The organism is Microtetraspora malaysiensis (assembly GCF_001528665.1).
Taxonomy (GTDB): Bacteria; Actinomycetota; Actinomycetes; order Streptosporangiales; family Streptosporangiaceae; genus Microtetraspora_A; species Microtetraspora_A malaysiensis.
Genome location: NZ_BBYJ01000015.1, coordinates 22,426 through 43,964, shown reverse-complemented (window position 1 = coordinate 43,964; position 21,539 = coordinate 22,426). Strand labels below are relative to the sequence as shown.

16 protein-coding genes and 1 tRNA gene are annotated in these 21,539 nt (G+C 68.4%); 6 read left to right on the top strand and 11 right to left on the bottom strand.

Annotated features, from left to right (window positions below; translation table 11 throughout):
* Nucleotides 1-45 precede the first annotated feature (45 nt).
* The 5 genes from AWQ71_RS19775 to AWQ71_RS19755 all read right to left on the bottom strand — a co-directional run bounded on the left by AWQ71_RS19775 (nucleotide 46) and on the right by AWQ71_RS19755 (nucleotide 4,888).
* Complete coding sequence (locus AWQ71_RS19775) at nucleotides 46-651, bottom strand: 50S ribosomal protein L25/general stress protein Ctc (protein WP_067135316.1); 606 nt, start codon at nucleotides 649-651, stop codon at nucleotides 46-48.
* A 147-nt stretch (nucleotides 652-798) separates the two neighbouring features.
* Nucleotides 799-1,776, bottom strand: a complete 978-nt coding sequence (locus AWQ71_RS19770) for a ribose-phosphate diphosphokinase (RefSeq protein WP_067135578.1) — start codon at nucleotides 1,774-1,776, stop codon at nucleotides 799-801.
* 197 nt (nucleotides 1,777-1,973) lie between these two features.
* Nucleotides 1,974-3,422 (bottom strand): bifunctional UDP-N-acetylglucosamine diphosphorylase/glucosamine-1-phosphate N-acetyltransferase GlmU, encoded by a 1,449-nt coding sequence (gene glmU, locus AWQ71_RS19765; protein ID WP_067135314.1) that lies wholly within the window; start codon nucleotides 3,420-3,422, stop codon nucleotides 1,974-1,976.
* Between the two features lie 463 nt (nucleotides 3,423-3,885).
* Nucleotides 3,886-3,958: transfer RNA gene (locus AWQ71_RS19760), tRNA-Gln, on the bottom strand.
* A 42-nt stretch (nucleotides 3,959-4,000) separates the two neighbouring features.
* A complete protein-coding gene (locus tag AWQ71_RS19755; protein ID WP_067135312.1) occupies nucleotides 4,001-4,888 on the bottom strand; it encodes a hypothetical protein in 888 nt (295 codons plus the stop codon).
* A 312-nt stretch (nucleotides 4,889-5,200) separates the two neighbouring features.
* Between AWQ71_RS19755 and AWQ71_RS19750 the strand changes: the two genes are divergently transcribed.
* Together AWQ71_RS19750 and AWQ71_RS40340 are read left to right on the top strand one after the other, a co-directional pair.
* Nucleotides 5,201-6,139 carry an acyl-CoA desaturase gene (locus AWQ71_RS19750; protein ID WP_067135310.1) on the top strand — a complete coding sequence of 313 codons (939 nt, stop codon included), beginning with the start codon at nucleotides 5,201-5,203 and terminating at the stop codon, nucleotides 6,137-6,139.
* A 154-nt stretch (nucleotides 6,140-6,293) separates the two neighbouring features.
* A complete protein-coding gene (locus tag AWQ71_RS40340; RefSeq protein WP_084259095.1) occupies nucleotides 6,294-7,298 on the top strand; it encodes a TetR/AcrR family transcriptional regulator in 1,005 nt (334 codons plus the stop codon).
* Nucleotides 7,299-7,420: 122 nt separating this feature from the next.
* On the opposite strand, the gene AWQ71_RS19740 is transcribed toward AWQ71_RS40340, so the two are convergent.
* Complete coding sequence (locus AWQ71_RS19740; protein ID WP_218001878.1) at nucleotides 7,421-8,194, bottom strand: trans-aconitate 2-methyltransferase; 774 nt, start codon at nucleotides 8,192-8,194, stop codon at nucleotides 7,421-7,423.
* A 79-nt stretch (nucleotides 8,195-8,273) separates the two neighbouring features.
* On the opposite strand from AWQ71_RS19740, the gene AWQ71_RS19735 reads away from it, so the two are divergent.
* From AWQ71_RS19735 to AWQ71_RS43905, 4 genes are all read left to right on the top strand, one after another.
* Complete coding sequence (locus AWQ71_RS19735; RefSeq protein ID WP_067135308.1) at nucleotides 8,274-8,798, top strand: MarR family winged helix-turn-helix transcriptional regulator; 525 nt, start codon at nucleotides 8,274-8,276, stop codon at nucleotides 8,796-8,798.
* 349 nt (nucleotides 8,799-9,147) lie between these two features.
* Nucleotides 9,148-10,644, top strand: coding sequence for a trypsin-like serine peptidase (locus tag AWQ71_RS19730; RefSeq protein WP_067135306.1), 1,497 nt, complete (start codon nucleotides 9,148-9,150; stop codon nucleotides 10,642-10,644).
* 574 nt (nucleotides 10,645-11,218) lie between these two features.
* Complete coding sequence (locus AWQ71_RS43020) at nucleotides 11,219-12,724, top strand: trypsin-like serine peptidase (RefSeq protein ID WP_067135304.1); 1,506 nt, start codon at nucleotides 11,219-11,221, stop codon at nucleotides 12,722-12,724.
* A 1,192-nt stretch (nucleotides 12,725-13,916) separates the two neighbouring features.
* Nucleotides 13,917-15,656, top strand: a complete 1,740-nt coding sequence (locus AWQ71_RS43905; RefSeq protein ID WP_245658372.1) for a trypsin-like serine peptidase — start codon at nucleotides 13,917-13,919, stop codon at nucleotides 15,654-15,656.
* Nucleotides 15,657-15,858: 202 nt separating this feature from the next.
* On the opposite strand, the gene AWQ71_RS19715 is transcribed toward AWQ71_RS43905, so the two are convergent.
* The 5 genes from AWQ71_RS19715 to AWQ71_RS19695 form a co-directional block, all read right to left on the bottom strand.
* A complete protein-coding gene (locus AWQ71_RS19715) occupies nucleotides 15,859-17,697 on the bottom strand; it encodes an ABC-F family ATP-binding cassette domain-containing protein (RefSeq protein WP_067135302.1) in 1,839 nt (612 codons plus the stop codon).
* A 77-nt stretch (nucleotides 17,698-17,774) separates the two neighbouring features.
* Nucleotides 17,775-18,410 (bottom strand): LysE family translocator, encoded by a 636-nt coding sequence (locus AWQ71_RS19710; protein WP_067135300.1) that lies wholly within the window; start codon nucleotides 18,408-18,410, stop codon nucleotides 17,775-17,777.
* A 406-nt stretch (nucleotides 18,411-18,816) separates the two neighbouring features.
* On the bottom strand, nucleotides 18,817-19,758 hold the full coding sequence (locus AWQ71_RS19705) for a 4-(cytidine 5'-diphospho)-2-C-methyl-D-erythritol kinase (protein WP_245658371.1): 942 nt from the start codon (nucleotides 19,756-19,758) through the stop codon (nucleotides 18,817-18,819).
* A 50-nt stretch (nucleotides 19,759-19,808) separates the two neighbouring features.
* Entirely contained in the window at nucleotides 19,809-20,657 is an 849-nt protein-coding gene (rsmA, locus tag AWQ71_RS19700) for a 16S rRNA (adenine(1518)-N(6)/adenine(1519)-N(6))-dimethyltransferase RsmA (protein WP_067135296.1), read from the bottom strand.
* Nucleotides 20,658-20,670: 13 nt separating this feature from the next.
* Nucleotides 20,671-21,528 carry a TatD family hydrolase gene (locus AWQ71_RS19695; RefSeq protein ID WP_067135294.1) on the bottom strand — a complete coding sequence of 286 codons (858 nt, stop codon included), beginning with the start codon at nucleotides 21,526-21,528 and terminating at the stop codon, nucleotides 20,671-20,673.
* Nucleotides 21,529-21,539: the final 11 nt, after the last annotated feature.

The window sequence follows — 21,539 nt, the reverse complement described above, 5'->3', positions numbered from 1 at the left end:
CCCCACAGGACATCCTGTGGAGGACCCGCTCCCGCGAAACGTTCCTTACTCGGCGGCAGCCTCGGCCGGGGCCTCGCCCTCGGCGGCCTCCGCGCCCTCGGCCGGCAGCGCGGCCGCCTGCGGCGCGACGACGTGCAGCACCAGCGCCTCCGGGTCGCCCGCGAGGGTGACGCCGTTCGGCAGCTGCAGGTCGCCCGCGGTCACCACGAAGCCGACGTCCTTGCCGTCGACGTCGACCTCGACGCCGGACGGGATGTGGGTCGCCTCGGCCTCGACCGAGACCGTCACGAGCTGCTGGTCGACGAGAGCGCCGCCGATGACCTCACCGGCCACGGTGACCGGGATCTCGACGGTGACCTTCTCGCCGCGCTTGACCAGCAGCAGGTCGACGTGCTCGACGAAGCCCTTGATCGGGTCGCGCTGGACACCCTTGGGCAGCACCAGCTCGTCGACGCCGTCGCCCTGGACGTGGATCAGCACGTTGGCGGTGCGCAGGGCCAGCAGCAGCTCGTGACCCGGCAGGGTCAGGTGCCGCGGCTCCGTGCCGTGGCCGTACAGGACAGCGGGAACCTTGCTGGCGCGGCGGATCTTGCGAGCGGCGCCCTTGCCGAACTCGGTGCGGAGCTCGGCGGCGATGAGAACCTCGGACACGGCACATCTCCTAGGGAGGATCGTCTACGGATGGCGCGCTCCCCCTCACCCGCCCTAGCGGAAGGCGTTACGAGCGCAACTTGTGCAGCCTACCCGAATCGCGGCCCCCACCACTCCTTCGGCGGGGGCCGGCCCGTCAGGAGGCGATCAGCTCTCGCCCTCGAAGAGGCTGGTCACCGAGCCGTCCGTGAAGACCTGCTCGATGGCCCGGGCGAGCAGCGGCGCGATCGACAGCACCGTCAGGCTGTCGAACCGCTTGTCCTCCGCCAGCGGCAGCGTGTTGGTGACGACCACCTCGGAGATCCGCGAGTTCTTCAGCCGGTCCACCGCCGGGTCGGAGAACACCGCGTGCGTCGCCGCGACGACCACGTCCGTCGCGCCGTGCTCGTACAGCGCGTCCGCGGCCTTGCAGATCGAGCCACCGGTGTCGATCATGTCGTCGATCAGGACGCAGGTGCGCCCCTTGACCCGGCCTACCACCTCGTGCACCTTGACCTGGTTCGCCACGTCCAGGTCCCGGCGCTTGTGGATGAACGCCACCTGGGTGCCCAGGGCGTCCGACCAGCGCTCGGCCAGCCGCACCCGGCCGGTGTCCGGCGAGACGATCGTCGTGGTCGCCGGGTCGAGCTTGTCCCGCAGATAGTCGATCAGCACCGGCGACGCGAACAGGTGGTCCACCGGGCCATCGAAGAAGCCCTGGATCTGCGAAGTGTGCAGATCGATCGACATCAACCGGTCGGCGCCCGCCTGCTTGAACAGGTCGGCCATCAGCCGCGCCGTGATCGGCTCGCGGCCCCGGCCCTTCTTGTCCTGCCGGGCGTACCCGAAGAACGGCAGGATCACGGTGATGCGCTTGGCCGAGGCCCGCTTCAGGGCGTCGACCATGATGAGCTGCTCCATGATCCACTTATTGATCGGAGCGGTGTGGCACTGCATCACGAACGCGTCGCAACCCCGGACCGACTCCAGATAGCGAACGTAGATCTCGCCGTTGGCGAAGTCACGCAGCGCCGTCGGGGTGATCTCCACCCCCAGGTTCGACGCCACCTCCTCGGCCAGCTCAGGGAACGCCCGGCCCGAGAAGAACATCAGGTTCCGCTCGCCCGCCGCCTTAATTCCACTCACGACGCTCTCCTCGCCGAACACGCGGCCACCATCCGGCAACTCGTCATCCGTACCCGCGGCACCTCGCTGTGCCCCCTTGCTCGCTCGCTGTGCACGCCCACGGCGGCTGATTCCCCTCGGGAAGTTACGCGGTCTCCCGCGCCTCGAACTCTTGCTGCTGACTGCTGCGGACGGCCCTCTCGCCGCCCCGTGTGTGGCTATTCCTGACCGGCCTCTTCCTGAGCCGCCAGCGCGAGCCGCGCGGCCTCGGCCGAAGAGGTCCCCGCGCGGCGGCGCGTGACCCACCCTTCGATATTGCGCTGCCTGCCCCGGGCCACCGCCATGGCCCCGGGCGGGACGTCATTGGTGATCACAGAACCGGCCGCCGTGTAGGCGCCGTCGCCCACCCGCACCGGAGCGACCAGCATGTTGTCGCTGCCCACGCGCGCGTGGTCGCCCACCACCGTGTGGTGCTTCTCGACGCCGTCGTAGTTCACGAACACGCACGCGGCGCCGATGTTGGACCCGCTGCCGATGGTGGCGTCACCGACATAGGTCAGGTGCGGCACCTTGCTGCCCTCGCCGATCGACGCGTTCTTGGTCTCGACGTACGTCCCGATCTTCCCCTTGCGGCCGAGACGCGTGCCGGGACGCAGGTACGCGTACGGGCCGACCGACGCCTGCGCGCCGATCTCCGCGCCTTCGCAGACCGCGTTGCGCACCACGGCGTCCTCGCCGACGACGGTGTCCGTCAGGGTGCTCGCCGGACCGATGGCCGCGCCGGCCCCCACCGACGTCGCGCCGTGGAGCTGGGTGTCCGGATGGATCACCGCGTCGGGCTCGATCACCACCCCGGCGTCGATCCACGTGCTGGACGGGTCGACGATCGTGACGCCCGCGCGCATGTGGTCCCTGAGGATGCGGTCGTTGAGCACGCGGCGGGCGAAGGAGAGCTGGACCCGGTCGTTGACGCCCTCGACCTCGACGTAGTCGGCCGCGATGTGCGCGCCCACCCGGTGGCCGTCCTCACGGAGGATCGACAACACGTCGGTGAGGTACTCCTCGCCCTGGGCGTTGGCCACCCCCACCCGCTTGACCGCGTCCGCGAGCAGCAGCCCGTCGAACGCGTAGACGCCCGAGTTCATCTCGGCGACCGCCCGCTGCTCGGGCGTGGCGTCCTTCTCCTCGACGATCTCCAGGACCGCTCCGGTGGAGTCGCGGATGATCCGGCCGTACCCCGTCGGGTCGGGCACCACGGCCGTCAGCACGGTGACCGCGTTGCCGTCCCCGGCGTGCCGCTCCACCAGCTCACGCAGGGTCTCCTCACGCAGCAGCGGCGTGTCGCCGTACGTGACGAGGACCGTGCCGTTGATCGTGCCCACCGCCTCCAGGACGGTGCGCACCGCGTGGCCCGTGCCGTTCTGCCGGGACTGGACGACCGTCAGCACGTCCGGCGCGCTCTCGGCCAGGTGGGCCTCGACCCGCTCGCGGGCGTGGCCGACCACGACGATCAGGCGCTCGGGCCGCAGCCCTCGCGCCGCGCCGAGCATGTGGTCGACCAGGGCGCGACCGCACAGCTCGTGGAGGACCTTGGGGGTTCTCGACTTCATCCGGGTTCCCTCGCCCGCGGCGAGGACGATGACAGCGGCAGGGCGCGGCACACTCACTTGCGGGGGCTCCCTCGGATCCGCGATTGAAACAGGTCGGCCTGAGGATCACGTACGGCTACCGCCGAGGCGTCGCACGGTCACCCACTCGACAAGGTGAGCTTACCTGGCGCCCCCAAGGCGGAATCCAGCCCCCACCTGGAACGCAACCCCTCGCGACGGTCACTCAGCGTGACCGCGGAACGCCCCTCCCGGGGTGGCGCGGAGCGCCCGGATGGCCGCATCGGGCCGGCGGTCTCGATATTCACGTTGCCGGACACTCCGGACAGTGACCACAAGACCCGCCTGATCAGCCGAAATCACCGCAACAGGGATGCCGGTCCTCCACGGGACCGACCCAGTGGCCGAGACCCCGGCTCCCCCGCCCAAGGCCGCCCACGCGCCCACCCTGGGACCGTGGGCGACCCAAAAGCAGAAGCCTGGCCCGGATTCACCGGCCCAGGCTTCGAACCTGTTGTCACTGCTCCCGGGAGAGGATTCGAACCCCTACAAACGACACCAAAAGACGTTGTCCTGCCTGGTTAGACGACCCGGGATGGTCTCGAACCCTGGGTGAAGGTTCGGAGCCTCGCCCTAGCTTACCGATCGAGGGCAGGCTCTGCCGATTCGATTGATGCGGCACGAAAGATCCCTTCGACCCATCCCTCGATCTTTCGGTAGAGCCGGGCGCCACGGCGGACCTCAACCCGGAGACAGCCGTGGTATTCCTCTCCGACATTGCTCCGCACGGTCGCGGGCCTATGCCGCTTGATGACGGGATTGCCGAACTGATCCTCCGTGCCACCGGTCTGCCCCAGCCAGAACTTCTCCGCCTCGACGAGATCCGCCGTCTCGTGGATACAGACGTGGAAGACCACATCCGCGCGATCCACCCCGGCCACATCCAGAAATCGAAGGAAGAAGCGGATCAGGCCGGGGTCGCTGTTCATGAAGACGACCCGGTCATAGCGACGACCCGGCTTGTTCTTCCCTCCTTCACACCAATAGGCCACCGCACCGGCGATGAGGAGGTCTCTCTCGGAGAGCTGGCCCACCATCGCGGCCGCGTCGTCCCGAACCTCTTGCCTGCGGGCCTCGCGCTCGCCTCGCTCGCTCTCCCAGTAGCGTCGCGCACCTTCCGCGGCCCGCTGCTTGCGCTGCTCCGGGCCGAGCCTCGGGGGCTCGGGCAGGTCGCGAACCCAGAGCGACACCGAGGACTTGGAAACGCCCAGCTCGCTCACGATCTCGCCGTAGGACCGACCCGCCAGGCGAAGTTCACGAGCCCGCGTCCTCAGATCGTCCTTGGCGTTGGCCCGCAGCGGGGATCCGGGTGGGATCACGTCTCTGAGCAACTCGTTGAGAGTGCCGTCGCTGCCGATGCCGAGGAGGTCCTTGATCTGGGCGCGGGACTTGCCGGACGCCCTGAGGGCGACAGCCTGACCGCGAAGCGCCTCAAACCGGGCGAGCTGCTGGGAGGTTCTCGTCATGGATAGAACGCTAGTTCTGATTACCCATTGTCGCAATTCAATTACCCATCGCGCACACGCACACTCCCGGGAACACGGCCAGAGGGCGTCTAACCTGCGACAAAGGTTGTCCCGGCACCCTGGCCCCCGACCGTCGCGGACGCATGCTTTTAGCAGATCTAATGGCACTTTCACAAGGCATGGATGCACCACGAGTTGGGGTCGGATTGAGTCACCTTCCCTACATTCGCCGCCTCGAAAGTCCTAACTTACGATGGCGTAGGTTACGGTGGCGTAGCCGGACATCTTCCCCACTTCTTCGCGAGGTAGCCCATGACTGTCCTCACCGAGCGTCCTGCACCGCAGCCCAAGCCGGAGTTCGAGCCAGAACCGAAAACCAGAGCCGAACTGATCACCTTCGGCATCGTCGTCGGGGCTCCCATCCTCGCCGTGATCGCCGCCGTGCCGTTCGCCTGGGGATGGGGTCTGGGCTGGAGCGATGTCGTAATCTTCGCGGTCTTCTACGTCGTGTCCGGCCTCGGAGTAACAGTGGGCTACCACCGCTACTTCACGCACGGCTCGTTCAAGTCCACGCGGACGATGAAGTTCATCCTGGGGATCGCCGGCAGCCTCTCGCTCGAGATGTCCGTGCTCGACTGGGTCGCCACCCACCGCAAGCACCACAAGTTCTCCGACAAGGAGGGCGACCCGCACTCGCCGTGGCGGTTCGGCCCCGGCTTCAAGTCCATGTCCAAGGGGCTGCTCTACGCGCACATGGGCTGGCTGTTCGAATCCGAGCGCACCAACCGTGCGAAGTACGCTCCGGACCTGGTCAAGGACCCGGACATCATGAAGCTGCACCGGTGGTTCCCGGCGCTCGCCGCCACGTCGATGCTGCTGCCGCCGGTGCTCGGCGGGCTGGTGACCTGGTCCTGGCAGGGAGCGCTCACCGCGTTCTTCTGGGGCACCCTGATCCGGATCGGCCTGCTCCACCACGTCACCTGGTCGATCAACTCGATCTGCCACGTCTTCGGCGAGGAGGCGTTCGAGGTCCGCGACAAGTCGCGCAACGTGTGGTGGTTGGCGATCCCGTCGTTCGGCGAGTCGTGGCACAACCTGCACCACTCCGACCCCACCTGCGCCAGGCACGGCGTGCTCAAGGGGCAGATCGACCTCAGCGCGGGCCTGATCCGCTGGTTCGAGAAGGCCGGATGGGCCCACGATGTGCGCTGGCCCAATGAGGAGCGGCTGGCGGCGAAACGACTTGGGTGATCCCGCCGATACCCCCTCTCCACACGCATCGGCTGTCGCCCTGCCCCTCGCCTCCGCGCAGGCGCCGGCGACAGCCGTACGGACCCGCCCGGCCCCGCCGAACGGCAAGGCGACGGCGAAGCCGGAATCCGTCAACGCACCTAAACAGGCCATGATGGGACGTGTGAACGACTCCTCCCGATCTCGACGACGTATGACGGGCGCGGAGCGACGCGAGCAGTTGATCCAGATCGGCCGCGCGCTCTTCGCCGAGAAGGGCTTCGACGGAACCTCGGTCGAGGAGATCGCGGCGAGCGCCAAGGTTTCCAAGCCCGTCGTCTACGAACACTTCGGCGGCAAGGAGGGCATCTACGCCGTCGTCATCGACCGGGAGATGCAGCGGCTGCTGACCCTGGTCACGCAGGCGCTGTCGGCCTCGCACGCACTGGTCAAGCTGGAGCGGGCGGCCCTCGCCCTCCTCCAGTACATCGAGGAGAGCAACGAGGGCTTCCGCATCCTGGTCCGCGACTCGCACGCCGCGTCCGGGACGGGCACGTTCGCGAGCCTGCTCAGCGACATCGCCAGCCAGGTCGAGGACGTGCTGGCCGACGAGTTCAAGGAGCGCGGCTACGACCCGAAGCTCGCGCCGATGTACGCGCAGATGCTGGTCGGCATGACGGCGCTGACCGGGCAGTGGTGGCTGGACGTGCGCAAGCCCCGGCGCGAGGAGGTCGCGGCGCACCTGGTCAACCTCTCCTGGAACGGCCTGACCGGTCTCGATCCCAATCCGCAGCTCACGGCCGCCACCCGCGGCCTGGTGCTCTCCCCTCCCCCGGACACCCGTACGGCGCGGCCCGCCGAGCGGGACGCCAAGGAGCAGGACAAGGCGCGGGAGCGCGATCTGAAGGAGCAGGAGAAGCTCCAGCGCGAGCAGCAGAAGGCCCGCGAACGCGAACAGAGAGAACGCGAGAAAGCCCGCGAACGCGAGCTCAAGGACCAGGAGAAGCTCCAGCGCGAGCAGGAGAAAGCTCGCGAACGCGAACAGAGAGAACGCGAAAAGGCCCGCGAACGCGAGCTCAAGGAGCAGGAGAAGGCCCAGCGCGAGCAGCAGAAGGTGCTGGAGCGGCAGGCGCGCCGGGCGAGCAAGGCCGGCGCTCCCGAGCGGGCGGACGGAAGCTGAGCCCTCTGATTCGGCCGGGGGCCGCCCACCGGCCCTTCTGACCGGCCATCTGAACGTCTCGCGAGCTTCTCCCGCGAGCTCGTTCGTGACATCACGCCCTCGGCCGATCGCGCCCCCGGTTCCTATTCCTTCTTCCGGGCCACGACGAAGATCCGGCGGAACGGAAAGGCCGTGCCGTACGGGCGGCGCGGGTACGCCTCGGCGAGCAGCCGTCCGCATTCGGCGAGGAAGGCCGCGTGGCGGTCCGGGGAGAGCCGGTTGAACATGGGACGCAGCGCGGTCCCCTTGACCCAGCCGAGTACGGCGTCCGCGCCGGGGAGCACGTGGATGTAGGTGGTCTCCCAGGCGTCCACGGCGCAGCCGAGCCCGGCGAGCAGTTCCAGGTATTCGACCGGTTCGCCGACCGGCGCGTCGCGTACGAGATCTCCCAGTTCGTCACGCCAGGCCGGCGTACGGCAGAGCCCGCGGATCAGGGTGTGGCTGGGCGCGTCGAAGTTGCCGGGCACCTGGAAGGCGAGCCATCCGCCAGGGGTCAGGTGGGTCACCCAGCGGGCGAGCAGCTCGCGATGCTCGGGCACCCACTGGAGGACCGCGTTCGACACGAGGACGTCGACGGGGCGGGACGGACGCCAGTCGCGCACGTCGGCGACCTCGAACCCGAGGCGCTCGCCGCCGGGAGCCTTCTCGATCATCGAGGCGGAGGAGTCGACGCCGTGCACGGTCGCGGTCGGCCAACGCCCGGCGAGTTCGGCGGTCAGCTCCCCGGTGCCGCAGCCGAGATCGACCACGTACGCGGGATTTCGCGCGGCCACCCGGGCGAGCAGGTCACGGAAGGGCCGGGACCGCTCGTCGGCGTAGGCGCGGTAGACCGCGGGGTCCCAAATGTCCGATCCCATGAAGATCCTCCAATTTATCTTGATGTCGAGATATTCTCCGCCTCGGTTTCTCGATGTCAAGAGAGCTAAAATCAACGCCATGTCGCATTCCAGGGCCAGCGAAGACGAGGTGGACCGGCTCGTCGCCGCCTGGCGACAGGAGCGCCCGGACCTGGACGTCTCTCCCCTCGAAGTGCTCAGCCGGGTGTCACGGCTCAGCCGCCACCTCGATCGCGCGCGACGGGCGGCGTTCACCGAGCACGATCTCGAATCCTGGGAGTTCGACGTGCTCACCGCGCTACGGCGCTCCGGCAAGCCGTACGAGCTGAGCCCGGGCGCGCTGCTGCGGGCGACGCTGGTCACCTCGGGAACGATGACGAACCGCATCGACCGGCTGACCGCCTCCGGGCTGGTCACGCGGCACCCCGACCCGGAGGACCGGCGCGGTGTCCTCGTACGGCTGACCACTCTGGGACTCGAGCGGGTGGACGCGGCCTTCGTCGGCCTGCTGCGGCGCGAGCGCGAACTGCTCGTCGGCCTGGGCGAGCGCGAGCAGCGCGCCCTCGCCACCCTGCTCCACACCCTGCTCGTCCCTTTCGACGCCTCAGATGGCGGAGCGCACTAGAACTACCGCGTCGACAAATCCCCACTTATTACGACAAAGCGGACAAACCGCCCTATTCGCCATGCGATGAATTATGCCGAAATGGCAGCCCAGAAGTGTGATTTACGTCACACGAAAAGGACATGGGCGTGCCGCAGCGACGGGCGTCGAAATCTGGACACAGCAAGGTGATCAGCGGATATACCGCTGGCTACATCTCTGACGGCCCCGACCATCCATCCGGTTCCATCGATTCACAAGATTTTTTCAGCTTTGATCGCGGCCGCCCCTTGGTAACGTCCCTGTCATCCCTTTACTGACGGATGGGACGCAAATTGACGTCCCACGACAGACCAAGGAGTACCCCCTCATGAAGCGCACTCTCGCTTTCGGTGGCCTCGTCGCCACCGCCGGCCTCCTGGCCGCCGGTCTGGCCGCTCCGGCCCAGGCCACCAACACCGTGTCCAGCGACAACCTGGCGAACACCAACCTGGCCGCCAAGCAGGTCGCTACGTTCTGGTTCGGTGAGGCCAAGGCCAACCTGCTCAACGCCACCCCCTACGGCGTTGAGACCAAGATCGTCGCCAAGCACGTCTCCAAGGGCGGGCCGTCGGCCGACAGCAAGCCGGGCGTCGTGCCGGCGATCGGCGACGAGAAGAAGGCCGCCGCCAAGTCGAAGAACGTCAACCTGCCGAAGACCTCCGGCAAGGTGTTCTTCATCGGCGCGGACAAGAAGCCGCACTGGTGCTCCGCCACCTCGGTGCAGTCCACGTACAAGAACGTGGTCGCCACCGCCGGCCACTGCGTGTACGACACCGGCGCAAACGCCGCCACGATGGACAAGTGGGTCTTCATCCCGGGTTACTACCAGGGCAAGACCCCGTGGGGCATCTACGTCGGCAAGCAGGCCTTCACGCACTACGACTACGACGTCTACGAGGACGGCGACCGCGACTACGCGTTCGTGACCGTCTACGACGGCGTCCTGCCGGAGAGCGCGACGGCGGACAAGGACTACACGTCCGAGGTCTTCGCCTCCAAGGCGGACGCTGAGGCCGCGAAGGCGAAGCTCCAGGCCGACAAGAGCACCGTCTGGTCCAAGCTGGAGATCGTCGAGGTCAAGGGCGACAACCGGGCGAAGCCCGCCACCGTGGCCGACTTCCAGGCCCTGAACGAGGGCAAGGACCTCACCGGCGACGGCCCGTTCGCCGACGGCACCATCGCCGGCAAGGCGCAGGAGATCGACGCCCGGGAGTACCGCTCGGACAAGGACTCCTACGTCAGCCGGGACGGCAAGACGCTGTACTTCCGGACCAAGGTCGAGGGCAAGGGCAAGCGCCACGACCACCAGAAGCCGGAGTTCAAGTACTTCAAGCGGAACTTCTGGACCAAGGCTGCCAACGGCTACCAGGTCGTCGGCAAGACCTTCCAGGTCGGCGTGAAGAGCGTCGGTCGCCTCGGTGACAACGTGGGCGGTCAGGGTCTGGCCTACAACCAGAAGCTCGGCAAGCCCGTCTTCGTGTTCGGTTACCCGAGCGGCACCCACCCGGACGGCAACAACGCCTTCACCGGCAAGACCCTCAAGTACGCCTACGGCAAGACCTTCGCGGTCCAGGCCCCGGCCATCAAGGGCGAGGAGCTGCAGGGCATCAAGTCGTCGTTCACCGGTGAGGGCGCCATCGGCTCGTCCTGGCTGCTGAACTACCAGAGCGCCCGCCGTATCGGCTACCTGAACGGTGTGACCATCGGTGTCTCCGACACCACCGGCAACAACCGTTACGACACCAGCTTCTCCCCGTACTTCGACGGTGAGACCTACGGTGTCTACAAGGCCGCGGCCGCCTCCTGGTCCGGCAAGATCGCCTGACCTTCTGGTCAACGATCTGAGCTGAGGTAACCCCTCAGCCCAACCGCAGCGAAGAAGAGACCCGGCATCCAGCCGGGTCTCTTTTTTGTGTTCCCGTGTCCCAGCGCGTCAGCGGGACACTCGCGGGGCGGCTTCTCCCCCGAAAAGCGCGACGGGGGCGCACTCCTGCGCCCCCGTTACCCCCCCGCTCGCCCCCTTCGGCACTTCGGACAGTGGGCCGCACTGAATTCCTCTTGCCCCTATATCCCACTTTTTCCACACAAAGTCGGACAATCGCGACGTCACATGACGATATGCCAGGGGGAGGTTTCGGAAGAGACTGTGATTTAGCTCACAGTGGGCGGTAAGTGGCGAGCCGTCTTGGGGCTCCAGCGAGCGTCGATCAGCCCAAGTTGATCAGGGAAAACAACGACTCCTATGGATCTGACGCCCCCACCGCCCGATTCGGTTCCACCGGTCCGTGACATTTTCCGGACTTCCCTCACAGGAAGCCCTCAGATAGCGTCCTGCCATCCCTTTCCTGACGCATGGGGCGCGAATTGACGTCCCACGACAGACCAAGGAGTTCCCCTCCATGAAGCGCACTTTCGCCTTCGGCGGCCTCGTTGCCACCGCCGGCCTCCTGGCCGCCGGCCTGGCCACTCCGGCCCAGGCCACCGGTGACGTCGCCACCAACCCCCTCGCGAACACCAACATGGCCGCCCGCCAGGTCGCCGCGTTCTGGTACGGCGAGGCCAAGGCCAACCTGATCAACGCCACCCCCTACGGCGTTGAGACCAAGATCGTCGCCAAGCACGTCTCCAAGGGCGGGCCCACGGCCGACAGCAAGCCCGGCATCGTGCCGGCCATCGGCGACGAGAAGAAGGTCGCCTCGAAGTCGAAGAACGTCAACCTGCCGAAGACCACCGGCAAGGTGTTCTTCATCGGCGCGGACAAGAAGCCGCACTGGTGCTCGGCCACCTCGGTGCAGTCGAACTACCGCAACCTGGTCGCCACCGCCGGCCACTGCGTGTACGACACCGAGTCCAACGCCGCCACGATGGACAAGTGGGTCTTCATCCCGGGTTACTACCAGGCGAAGACCCCGTGGGGCATCTACGTCGGCAAGCAGGCCTTCACGCACTACGACTACGACGTCTACGAGGACGGCGACCGCGACTACGCGTTCGTGACCGTCTACGACGGCGTCCTGCCGGAGAGCGTGAGCGCCGACCGCGACTACGAGAAGGTCTGGCCGACCCTCAAGGAAGCCCAGGCGGACAAGGCGAGCAAGGACAGCACGCCCGCCACCGTCGGCGCCAAGATGGAGATCACCGAAGTCGTCACCGACAAGGTCGTCGCCGTCGGCACCGCCGAGTCCAAGAAGGTCGCCGTCAAGGTCGCCGACTTCCAGGCCCTGAACAAGGGCAAGGACCTCACCGGCAACGGCCCGTTCGCCGAGGGCACCGGCGCCGACGCCGCCGTCGCGATCACCGACAAGGACTACAAGTCCGACAAGGACTCGTACGTCAGCGAGGACGGGACCACCCTCTTCTTCCGTGTGAAGAGTGGTGTCGTCAACAACAAGCCGACGTTCAAGTACTTCAAGCGGACCTTCTGGGCGAACTACGACCTGGACTACAAGGTCAGCGGCAAGTTCTTCCAGATCGGCCTGAAGAGCGTCGGTCGCCTCGGCGACAACGTGGGCGGTCAGGGTCTGGCCTACAACCAGAAGGTCGGCAAGCCGGTCTTCGTGTTCGGCTACCCGAGCGGCACCCACCCGGACGGCAACAACGCCTTCTCCGGCCACACCCTCAAGTGGACCTACGGCAAGACCTTCGCGGTCCAGGCCCCGGCCATCAAGGGCGAGGAGCTCATCGGCACCAAGTCGTCGTTCACCGGTGAGGGCGCCATCGGCTCCTCCTGGCTGGTGAACTACAACAACGGCCGCCGCGTCGGCTACCTGAACGGTGTGACCATCGGCGTCTCCGACACCGACAACAACAACCGTTACGACACCAGCTTCTCCCCGTACTTCGACGGTGAGACCTACGGCGTCTACAAGGCTGCGACCAACCTCTGGTCCGGCAAGATCGTCTGACCTTCTGGTCAACGATCTGAGCTGAGGTAACCCCTCAGCCCAACCGCAGCGAAGAAGGGACCCGGCATCCAGCCGGGTCCCTTCTTTCGTATCCGCGCCCCGGACGGGGGCGCCCCGTCCGAGAAGAATCAGAATGGCGGCCGGCGGGCGGCAAAGCCCGTGAGAGACGTTCTCCGCGGCTTTCCACATGACTCCTGACCGCGCGGCACGTACGGCCGTAACCCGGCGGACGGCGGGGACGCCGAGCGGCCTCAGGTGATCTGTGGGCCCTCTCGACATCGCTCAAATCCCTATTCGGGGCCGATTGCCGCCGGCCACGCGGTGCGGCCCTCGGTGATCAGGTCCCCCACCGGGCACGGATCCGTCCCACCTCACACCACGAAATGGCCGACGGCCGCATGGGTCCTCGTTAGAACGCCTCGAACGCCGCCGGATCTCGCATGTTCGTGGGAGATCACCGGCATACGGCGGATTGTCCGCTATCGGCCACGGCCTTCCTCGCTCCGGCTTTTCCCCTTCTTGGGAAGCAAGCCGGCGAGCGTTACATTTACCCGCCCGCGCGGGCCGATTCGTATACGACCGCCCGCCGACCAGAACTACGGCATTTCGGGCAACGGGCACCTGATGCCCACGGAGAGTCGCGACACCGCGATGAAGGCGGGCCCGTATATACCCCGCCTCCGTATCGATGCCGTCCACGTCTGGATTCACGAGCCCAATAGGGGCGGGGACCAGGCCAAACGTGGCACTTGCCGGCGACGAAGAGGCCCTGACGAGCGGCCACGCTCCCGTAGGCCGACCACAGCAGCCCCAAATCCGGAACCAGGCAAGACTCACCCAGCTTTCGCCGCATATCCCCGTAAATCAGACGAACCACTCAAGCGCGTCGCCGCCGTGACGCCCCGGACACGAAAAGCCCGTTCCCAAACTGTGATTCATGTCACATTCGGCGGGTGAATCGATCCGCCTGACCTACTTGCCGCTTGGTCTCGGATCCGCATGTTGATCAGCAGAAACGGATCGGAAAGCCTCCGGGATATCTAGGACGTACCGACCACTCGTATCGGTTCCACCGATCTCACACTTTTCATTCGACTTCCCTCACAGCAATCACTTAGGTAGTTTCTTGGTCATCCCTTTACTGACGCATGGGACGCAGACGGCGTCCCACGACAGACCAAGGAGAAGACCCTTGAAGCGCTCTCTCGCTTTCGGTGGCCTCGTCGCCACCGCCGGCCTCCTGGCCGCCGGCCTGGCCACTCCGGCCCAGGCGACCAACACCGTGTCCAGCGACACCCTGGCGAACACCAACCTGGCCGCCCAGGAAGTCGCCGCGTTCTGGTACGGCGAGGCCAAGGCCAACCTGATCAACGCCACCCCCTACGGCGTTGAGACGACCAAGGTCACCGCCAAGCATGTCTCGACCGGCGGTCCTTCTGCCGACACGAAGCCGGGCGTCGTGCCGGCGATCGGCGACGAGAAGAAGGTCGCCGCCAAGTCGAAGAACGTGAACCTGCCGAAGACCTCCGGCAAGGTGTTCTTCATCGGCGCGGACAACAAGCCGCACTGGTGCACCGCGACCTCGGTTCAGTCCGGGTACAAGAACCTGGTCGCCACCGCCGGCCACTGCGTGTACGACACCGGTGCGAACGCCGCCACGCTGGACCGCTGGGTCTTCGTGCCCGGCTACTACCAGGGCAAGACCCCCTGGGGCATCTACGTCGGCAAGCAGGCCTTCACGCACTACGACTACGACGTCTACGAGGACGGCGACCGCGACTACGCGTTCGTGACCGTCTACAACGGCGTCCTGCCCGAGAGCGTGAGCGCCGACCGTAACTACGAGTCGAAGGTCTTCCGCACCCGCGCCGAGGCCGAGAAGGAGCTGCGGAGGCTCCAGGCGGACAAGAGCACCGGCTGGTCCGACCTCAAGATCGTCGAGGTCCGTGGCGGCCGTGGCGACCACCACGGCCGTGACGACCGCCGTGGTCGCGACAACGACCGTGGCCGCGACCACGACCGTGGCTACAAGGTCGCCGTGACCGTGTCCGAGTTCGCCAAGCTGAACCCGGGCAAGGACCTCACCGGCAACGGCCCGTGGGCCCTGGGCACCGGCGCCGACGCCGCGGTCGAGATCAGCAAGAGCGACTACCGCTCCGACCGGGACACGTACGTCAGCCGTGACGGCAGCACGCTGTACTTCCGCACGGCGGTCGACACGCGCCCCGGCGACGGCGACGGCCACCACGGTGGCGGCAAGGGCGGCGGCAAGGGCGACGGCAGGGGTGGCGACCACAACGGCCGCCGCGACCTGGCCCCCAGCCCGAGCCCCTCTCCGGTCACGGACGCGTCCCCCACTGCCTCGCCGGAGGCGACTGCGGACCGTGGCGACCACGGGCGTCCCGAGCGCGTCTACAAGTACTTCAAGCGGACCTTCTGGGCCACCAAGCAGCAGCAGGGCGTGGGCGGCTACAAGATCGTCGGCAAGAAGCTCGCGATCGGCCTCAAGGACGTCGGCCGCCTCGGCGACAACGTGGGTGGGCAGGGCCTGGCCTACAACCAGAAGCTCGGCAAGCCCGTCTTCGTGTTCGGCTACCCGAGCGGCGTCCACCCGGACGGCAACAACGCCTTCACCGGCAAGACCCTCAAGTACGCCTACGGCAAGACCTTCGCCGCTCAGGCCCCCGAGATCAAGGGCGAGGAGCTGCAGGGCATCAAGTCGTCGTTCACCGGTGAGGGCGCCATCGGCTCGTCCTGGCTGCTGAACTACCAGAGCGCCCGTCGCGTCGGCTACCTGAACGGTGTGACCATCGGCCTGGCCGACACCGACAAGAACGGCCGCATCGACACCAGCCTCTCCCCGTACTTCGACGGTGAGACCTACGGCGTCTACAAGGCCGCGGCCAACCTCTGGTCCGGCAAGATCGTCTGACCATCTGTCAACGATCTGAGCTGAGGTAACACCTCAGCACCCCTCCGCGACGGGAAAGGGGCCTGGCAGCCAGCCGGGCCCCTTTTTCGCGTCTCCCCGCTGCCACGTTCAGCGGAATTCACCGCCGCCCCTGCCTGATCGGCTTCGCCGCCCTGCCCAGTAGAGCGGAGCAGGCGGGAACGAGGACCGGGGGTCGGTTTCGTCAGCTGTCGAGGCGGGCGGCGAGGTCGAGCCATTCGAGCTCGACCTCCTCCTTCTGCGTGGCGACCTCGCGCAGCTCGGCGTCCAGCGCGCCGAGACGCTCGAAGTCGCTTGCGGCCTCGGCCATCTGCGCGTGCAGCTTCGCCTCGCGCTCGCCGAGCCGGTCGAGCTGCCGCTCCAGCCGCCCCAGCTCCTTCTGCAGCTCGCGCTGCTCCTTGGCCGACAACCCTCCGGAAGCGGCAGCCCCGGTGGAGCCGCCGGCGGCCGTCTCCGACGCCGCGCCCGCCCCGGCCGGTACAGCCAGCGCCGTACCCGAGGACGCGGCACGGGCGGACAGGGCGCCGCCGGTGGCACGCCGCGCGAGGTATTCGTCGACGCCACCGGGCAGCATGGAGAGCTTGCCGTCACCGAGGAGGGCGACACAGCGGTCGGACACCCGCTCAAGGAAGTAGCGGTCGTGGCTGACCACGACCAGCGTGCCCGGCCATCCGTCGAGCAGGTCTTCCAGCTCGGTGAGCGTCTCGATGTCGAGGTCGTTGGTCGGCTCGTCGAGGAGCAGCACGTTCGGCTCGTCCATGATCAGCCGCAGGAGCTGCAGGCGGCGGCGTTCGCCACCGGACAGGTCTCCGATGACCTTCCACTGCGCCTCGCCCTTGAAGCCGAGGCGCTCGAGGAGCTGCGAGGCCGACCATTCCTTCTTGCCGACCTGGATGTACTTACGGATCTCTTCGACGGTCTCCAGCACGCGGCGGGACGGGTCGAGCTCGGCCAGCTCCTGGGAAAGGTGCGCGAGCCGTACGGTCTTGCCGCGGACCACCCGGCCGGAGTCGGGCGTGACGGATCCGGACAGCAGGCGCAGGACGGACGACTTGCCCGAGCCGTTGACGCCGATCAGGCCGATGCGGTCGCCGGGGCCGAACTGGAAGGTGGAGTGGTCGAGCACGACCGGACCCGCGCCGGGCCCTCCGGCGTGCAGGGTCACGTCCTCCAGGTCGTAGACGGTCTTGCCGAGCCGCGCGGAGGCGAACTTCATCAGTTCGACGGTCTCGCGGGCCGGCGGCTCGTTCGCGATCAGCGCCTCGGCGGCGTTGATGCGGAACTTGGGCTTGGACGTCCGGGCCGGCGGGCCGCGCCGCAGCCAGGCGATCTCCTTGCGCATGAGGTTCTGGCGGCGCTCCTCGGCGGCCTGCGCGATGCGGGCGCGCTCGGCCTTGGCCAGCACGTACGCGGCGTACCCGCCTTCGTAGCGTTCGACAGAGGCGTCCACGACCTCCCAGGTCCGGGTGGCGACCGCGTCGAGGAACCACCGGTCGTGCGTGACGACGAGCAGCGCCGACTTGCGCTGGGCGAGGTGCCCGGCGAGCCAGGCGATGGCCTCGATGTCGAGGTGGTTCGTCGGCTCGTCGAGGATGATCAGCTCGTGCTCGTCGATGAGTAGTTTCGCGAGGGCGGTGCGCCGCCGCTCACCGCCCGACAGCGCGCCGGCCTGCGTCGTCAGGTCGATGTCGCCGAGGAGGTTGGCGAGGATCTCCCTGATCGTGGCGTCGCCGGCCCACTCGTGCTCGGCCCGGCCGGACAGCACGAGGTCGCCGACCGGCGCCGCGGGATCGAAGTCGTCCCGCTGGGACAGCAGGCCGACGTGCAGGCCGCGGTTGTGCGTGACGCGTCCGCTGTCGGGTTTCAGCTCCCCTGCGATGATCGAAATCAGCGTGGACTTGCCGCCACCGTTGCGTCCGACGACGCCGATCCGCTCGCCCTGCCCGATGCCGAGCGTGACGTCGGTGAGCAGTGGCTTGGGCCCGAAGGCGTGGGAGACCGATTCAAGGTTGACCAGATTCATCGCCTGCCCAGCCTACCGATTCCCCAAAATCCCTCGTACGCCTGAGCCCGCCGTCCCGAGCGGAGGCGGTAGCGCGCTCAGCTGGAGGTGGCGGCCAGACGCACTCCCAGTCCGATCAGCACCGCTCCGCTCCCGGCGTCGAGGGCGCGGCGGACCCGTCGCCGGGTGAAGAACGCGCGGAGCGAGCCGACCACGTTGGCCAGGACGACGAACCAGATCGCGGTGACCAGCACGGCGATCGCCGAAAGCACAAGAGTGTCGGCGGTCGCCGGGTGGTTCCCGAGGAACTGCGGCATCAACGCGACGAAGAACGCCGCCGCCTTCGGATTGAGCAGGTTACACAGCAGCCCGCGACGGAATCCGTCGAGGATGCCGCCACCGGTGACCGTTTCTGTCATCGTCTCCAGCGGTGCTTCGGAACCCCGGTACGCCGCCTGCAGCGATCTTGCGCCCAGATAGAGCAGGTATGCGGCACCTGCGATCTTCGTGATCGTGAAGGCGGTCGCCGACGCGGCCAGCAGGGCCGCCACGCCGAGGGCGGCAGCGGCGGCCCACACGAACACACCGCCGGCCACGCCGAGCGCCGCCGCCATCCCGCCCCGCCGTCCGGTGACGGCCGCCTGCCGTACGACGACAGCGAAGTCGGGGCCGGGAGACATGGCGCCGAGCTGTATCACCGCCGCGAACGCGATCACCTGTCCCGCGGTCACCATCAGCGCTCTCCGTCCTGGCCGTCGCCGGCGGCCCGAAAGGAAGCACCGGCTCGGTGCTCGGCCGGTTCACGATCGGCGAAATCGGCGATCATGGGGGCCTGGGCCGGAGAAGTGGGGTCGGACATCGGGGGATCCTCCTGTCGGGTCGGGGCCGCGGAAGCCGGTCCAGAACCGAGAGGTGGCAGGCCGATCTCCGAGACGGCCCTGATCACGCGTGCGCTATGGCCGTTTCCTTTCCGGCCACCAGAACACCACGCGCGAAAGACGATGCATGAAGATCACGTTAGCACCGGCGGCCCTCCGTGCGGGGCCGTGCGACGAAGCCCGGACAGAGCGTTCAGGTCAGGGCGGTCTCGCGGAACGGCTTCAGCCCCATGCCCCGGATCCGGGGTGGTACGGGCGGCCCCTACGCGACGATCTCGGCGCCGGGGACGGGCCCGTCCGCGGTGACGGCGGCCCGGCACACACCGGCGGAGGTCAGCGCCTCCGAGAGCTCGCGGGCGTGGCCGGCGGACGCGGCCAGGAAGGCGCAGGTGGGCCCGGAACCGGAGACGAGCGCCCCCAGTGCCCCGGCGTCCCGGCCGACGTCGAGCGTCCGGGCGAGCGACGGACGGAGCGCGAGCGCGGCGGGTTGCAGGTCGTTGGCGAGGGCGGCGCCGAGCGCGCGGGCGTCCCCGTCCCGCAGGGCGGCCATAAGGGCCTCGTCGGCGGACGGCCACGCGACCTCCTCGCCCGCTTCGGCCCTGATGCGGTCGCACTCGCCGTACACCCGGGGAGTGGACAGGCCGCCGTCGGCCAGAGCGAACACCCAGTGGAACGCCCCGGTCGCCGGGACGGGGGTGAGCCGCTCACCGCGCCCGGTGCCGACGGCCGTGCCGCCGAGGAGGGCGAACGGCACGTCGCTGCCGATGCCCGCGCCGATCTCCATGAGCTCCTCGCGGGACAGGCCGAGCCCCCAGAGGGCGTCGCAGGCGAGGAGGGCGGCCGCCGCGTCGGCGCTGCCTCCGGCCATGCCGCCCGCGACCGGGATCGCCTTGCGGATCAGCAGGTCCACGCCGTACGGACGCCCGTCGGCTCCGATCTGCCCGGCGTGCTTGGCGAGGGCCTCGGCGGCGCGGATCGCGAGGTTGGTGGCGTCCGCGGGCACCTGGGAGGCGGCCTCGCCCTCGACGCGTACGGTGAACGCGCCGGCGGCGCCGGGCTCGGTCGCCGTCACCTCGTCGAAGAGCGAGACGGCGTGGAAGACGTTCACCAGGTCGTGGTAGCCGTCGTCACGCAGCGGCCCGACGGCGAGCTGCAGGTTGACCTTGGCCGGGACTCGCACCGTCACCCTCTGCGTAGCAGTCACAGCAGCCGAGCCTAGTGCCCCTCCCGTCAGCCTTTGCCCCGTCGCGTCGCCTAGCGGCGCGGGCGGTTTTCGGCGATGCGGGCGAAATCGGCGATGCCGAGTTGCTCCCCGCGCGCGGACGGCGCGACGCCCGCCCTGACCAGCGCCTCCTCGGCGGCGGCGGCCGTACCGGCCCAGGAGGACAGGGCGGCCCGGAGCGTCTTGCGGCGCTGCGCGAAGGCGGCGTCCACGGCCGCGAAGACCTCCCTGCGGGTGGCGGACGTCTCCGGCGGTTCGCGTCGTACCAGGGAGACCAGGCCGGAGTCGACGTTGGGCGCGGGCCAGAAGACGTTGCGGCCCACCGGCCCGGCGCGGCGCACGTCGGCGTACCAGGCGGCCTTGAGCGAGGGAACGCCGTAGATGCGCGACCCGGGGGCGGCGGCGAGACGGTCGGCGACCTCGGCCTGCACCATGACGAGCCCGCGGCGCAGGGACGGCAGGATCTCCAGCAGGTGCAGCAGCACCGGCACCGACACGTTGTACGGCAGGTTGGCCACCAATGCGGTGGGCAGCACGGGCAGGTCGTCCGCGCCGACCTTCAACGCGTCGGCGTGCACGACGGTGAGCCGGTCGGCGTGCTCGGGGTCCATCTGGGCGACGGTCAGGGGGAGCTGGGTGGCGAGCGCCGGGTCGATCTCGACCGCCACGACCTGGGCCACCTCGGGGAGGAGGGCGAGGGTGAGCGAGCCGAGGCCCGGCCCGATCTCGATGGCCACGTCGTCCGGGGTCACCTCGGCGACGCGGACGATGCGGCGGACGGTGCCGCCGTCGATGACGAAGTTCTGCCCGAGCTTCTTGGTCGGCCGGATGCCCAGCTTCTCCGCGAGCGCGCGCACCTCAACAGGGCCGAGCAGGCTCATGATGTCCGTTTCCTCACCACGCGCCGAAGGCGGCTTCGCCGTTGGTCATGATCGCGCCGGCGAAGTCGGTGACGTCCACGCCCTTGACCTCGGCCAGGCAGCGCAGGGTCAGCGGGATGAGGTAGGGCGCGTTCGGCTTGCCCCGGTGCGGGGTGGGCGGAAGGTAGGGCGCGTCGGTCTCCACGAGGATGAGCTCGGCGGGCGCCACCCGGGCCGCCGCACGGAGATATTCCGCGTTCTTGTACGTCACCGGCCCGGAGAACGACATGAAATAGCCGGCGTCGGCGCATTTCTTGGCCATCTCACCGTCACCGGAGAAGCTGTGGAAGACCACGACGTCCGGCGCGCCCTGGTCGGCCAGCACGCCGAGCACGTCGTCGTGGGCGTCGCGGTCGTGGATGACCAGCGCCTTGCCGGTGCGCTTGGCGATCTCGATGTGCGCGCGGAAGCTCGCGTGCTGGTCGTCCCGGGAGGCCCGGTCGCGGAAGTAGTCGAGCCCGGTCTCCCCCACGGCCCGCACGTGCGGCAGCCGCGCCAGCTCCTCGATCTCGGCGAGCGTCTCCGGCGTGGCCGCGTGGGCCTCGTTGGGGTGGATCGCCACTCCCGCGTAGACGTCGGCGTGCCGCGCGGCGATCTCGGCGCCCCAGTGGGACGAGCGCAGGTCGTACCCGATGGTCACCAGCCGGGTCACCCCGACCAGGCGGGCGTCGGCCAGGATGGCCTCGACCGACGCGCCCGCCGCCTGCGCGGCGAGCGCGACCTGGTCGCCCGAGGACGCCTTGCGGTCGCCCACCATGATGTCGAGGTGACAGTGGCTGTCGAACACCTCAGCGGGCAGCGGCTCAGGCAGCACGGGAAGCTCTCGGGACATATCCGTCAACC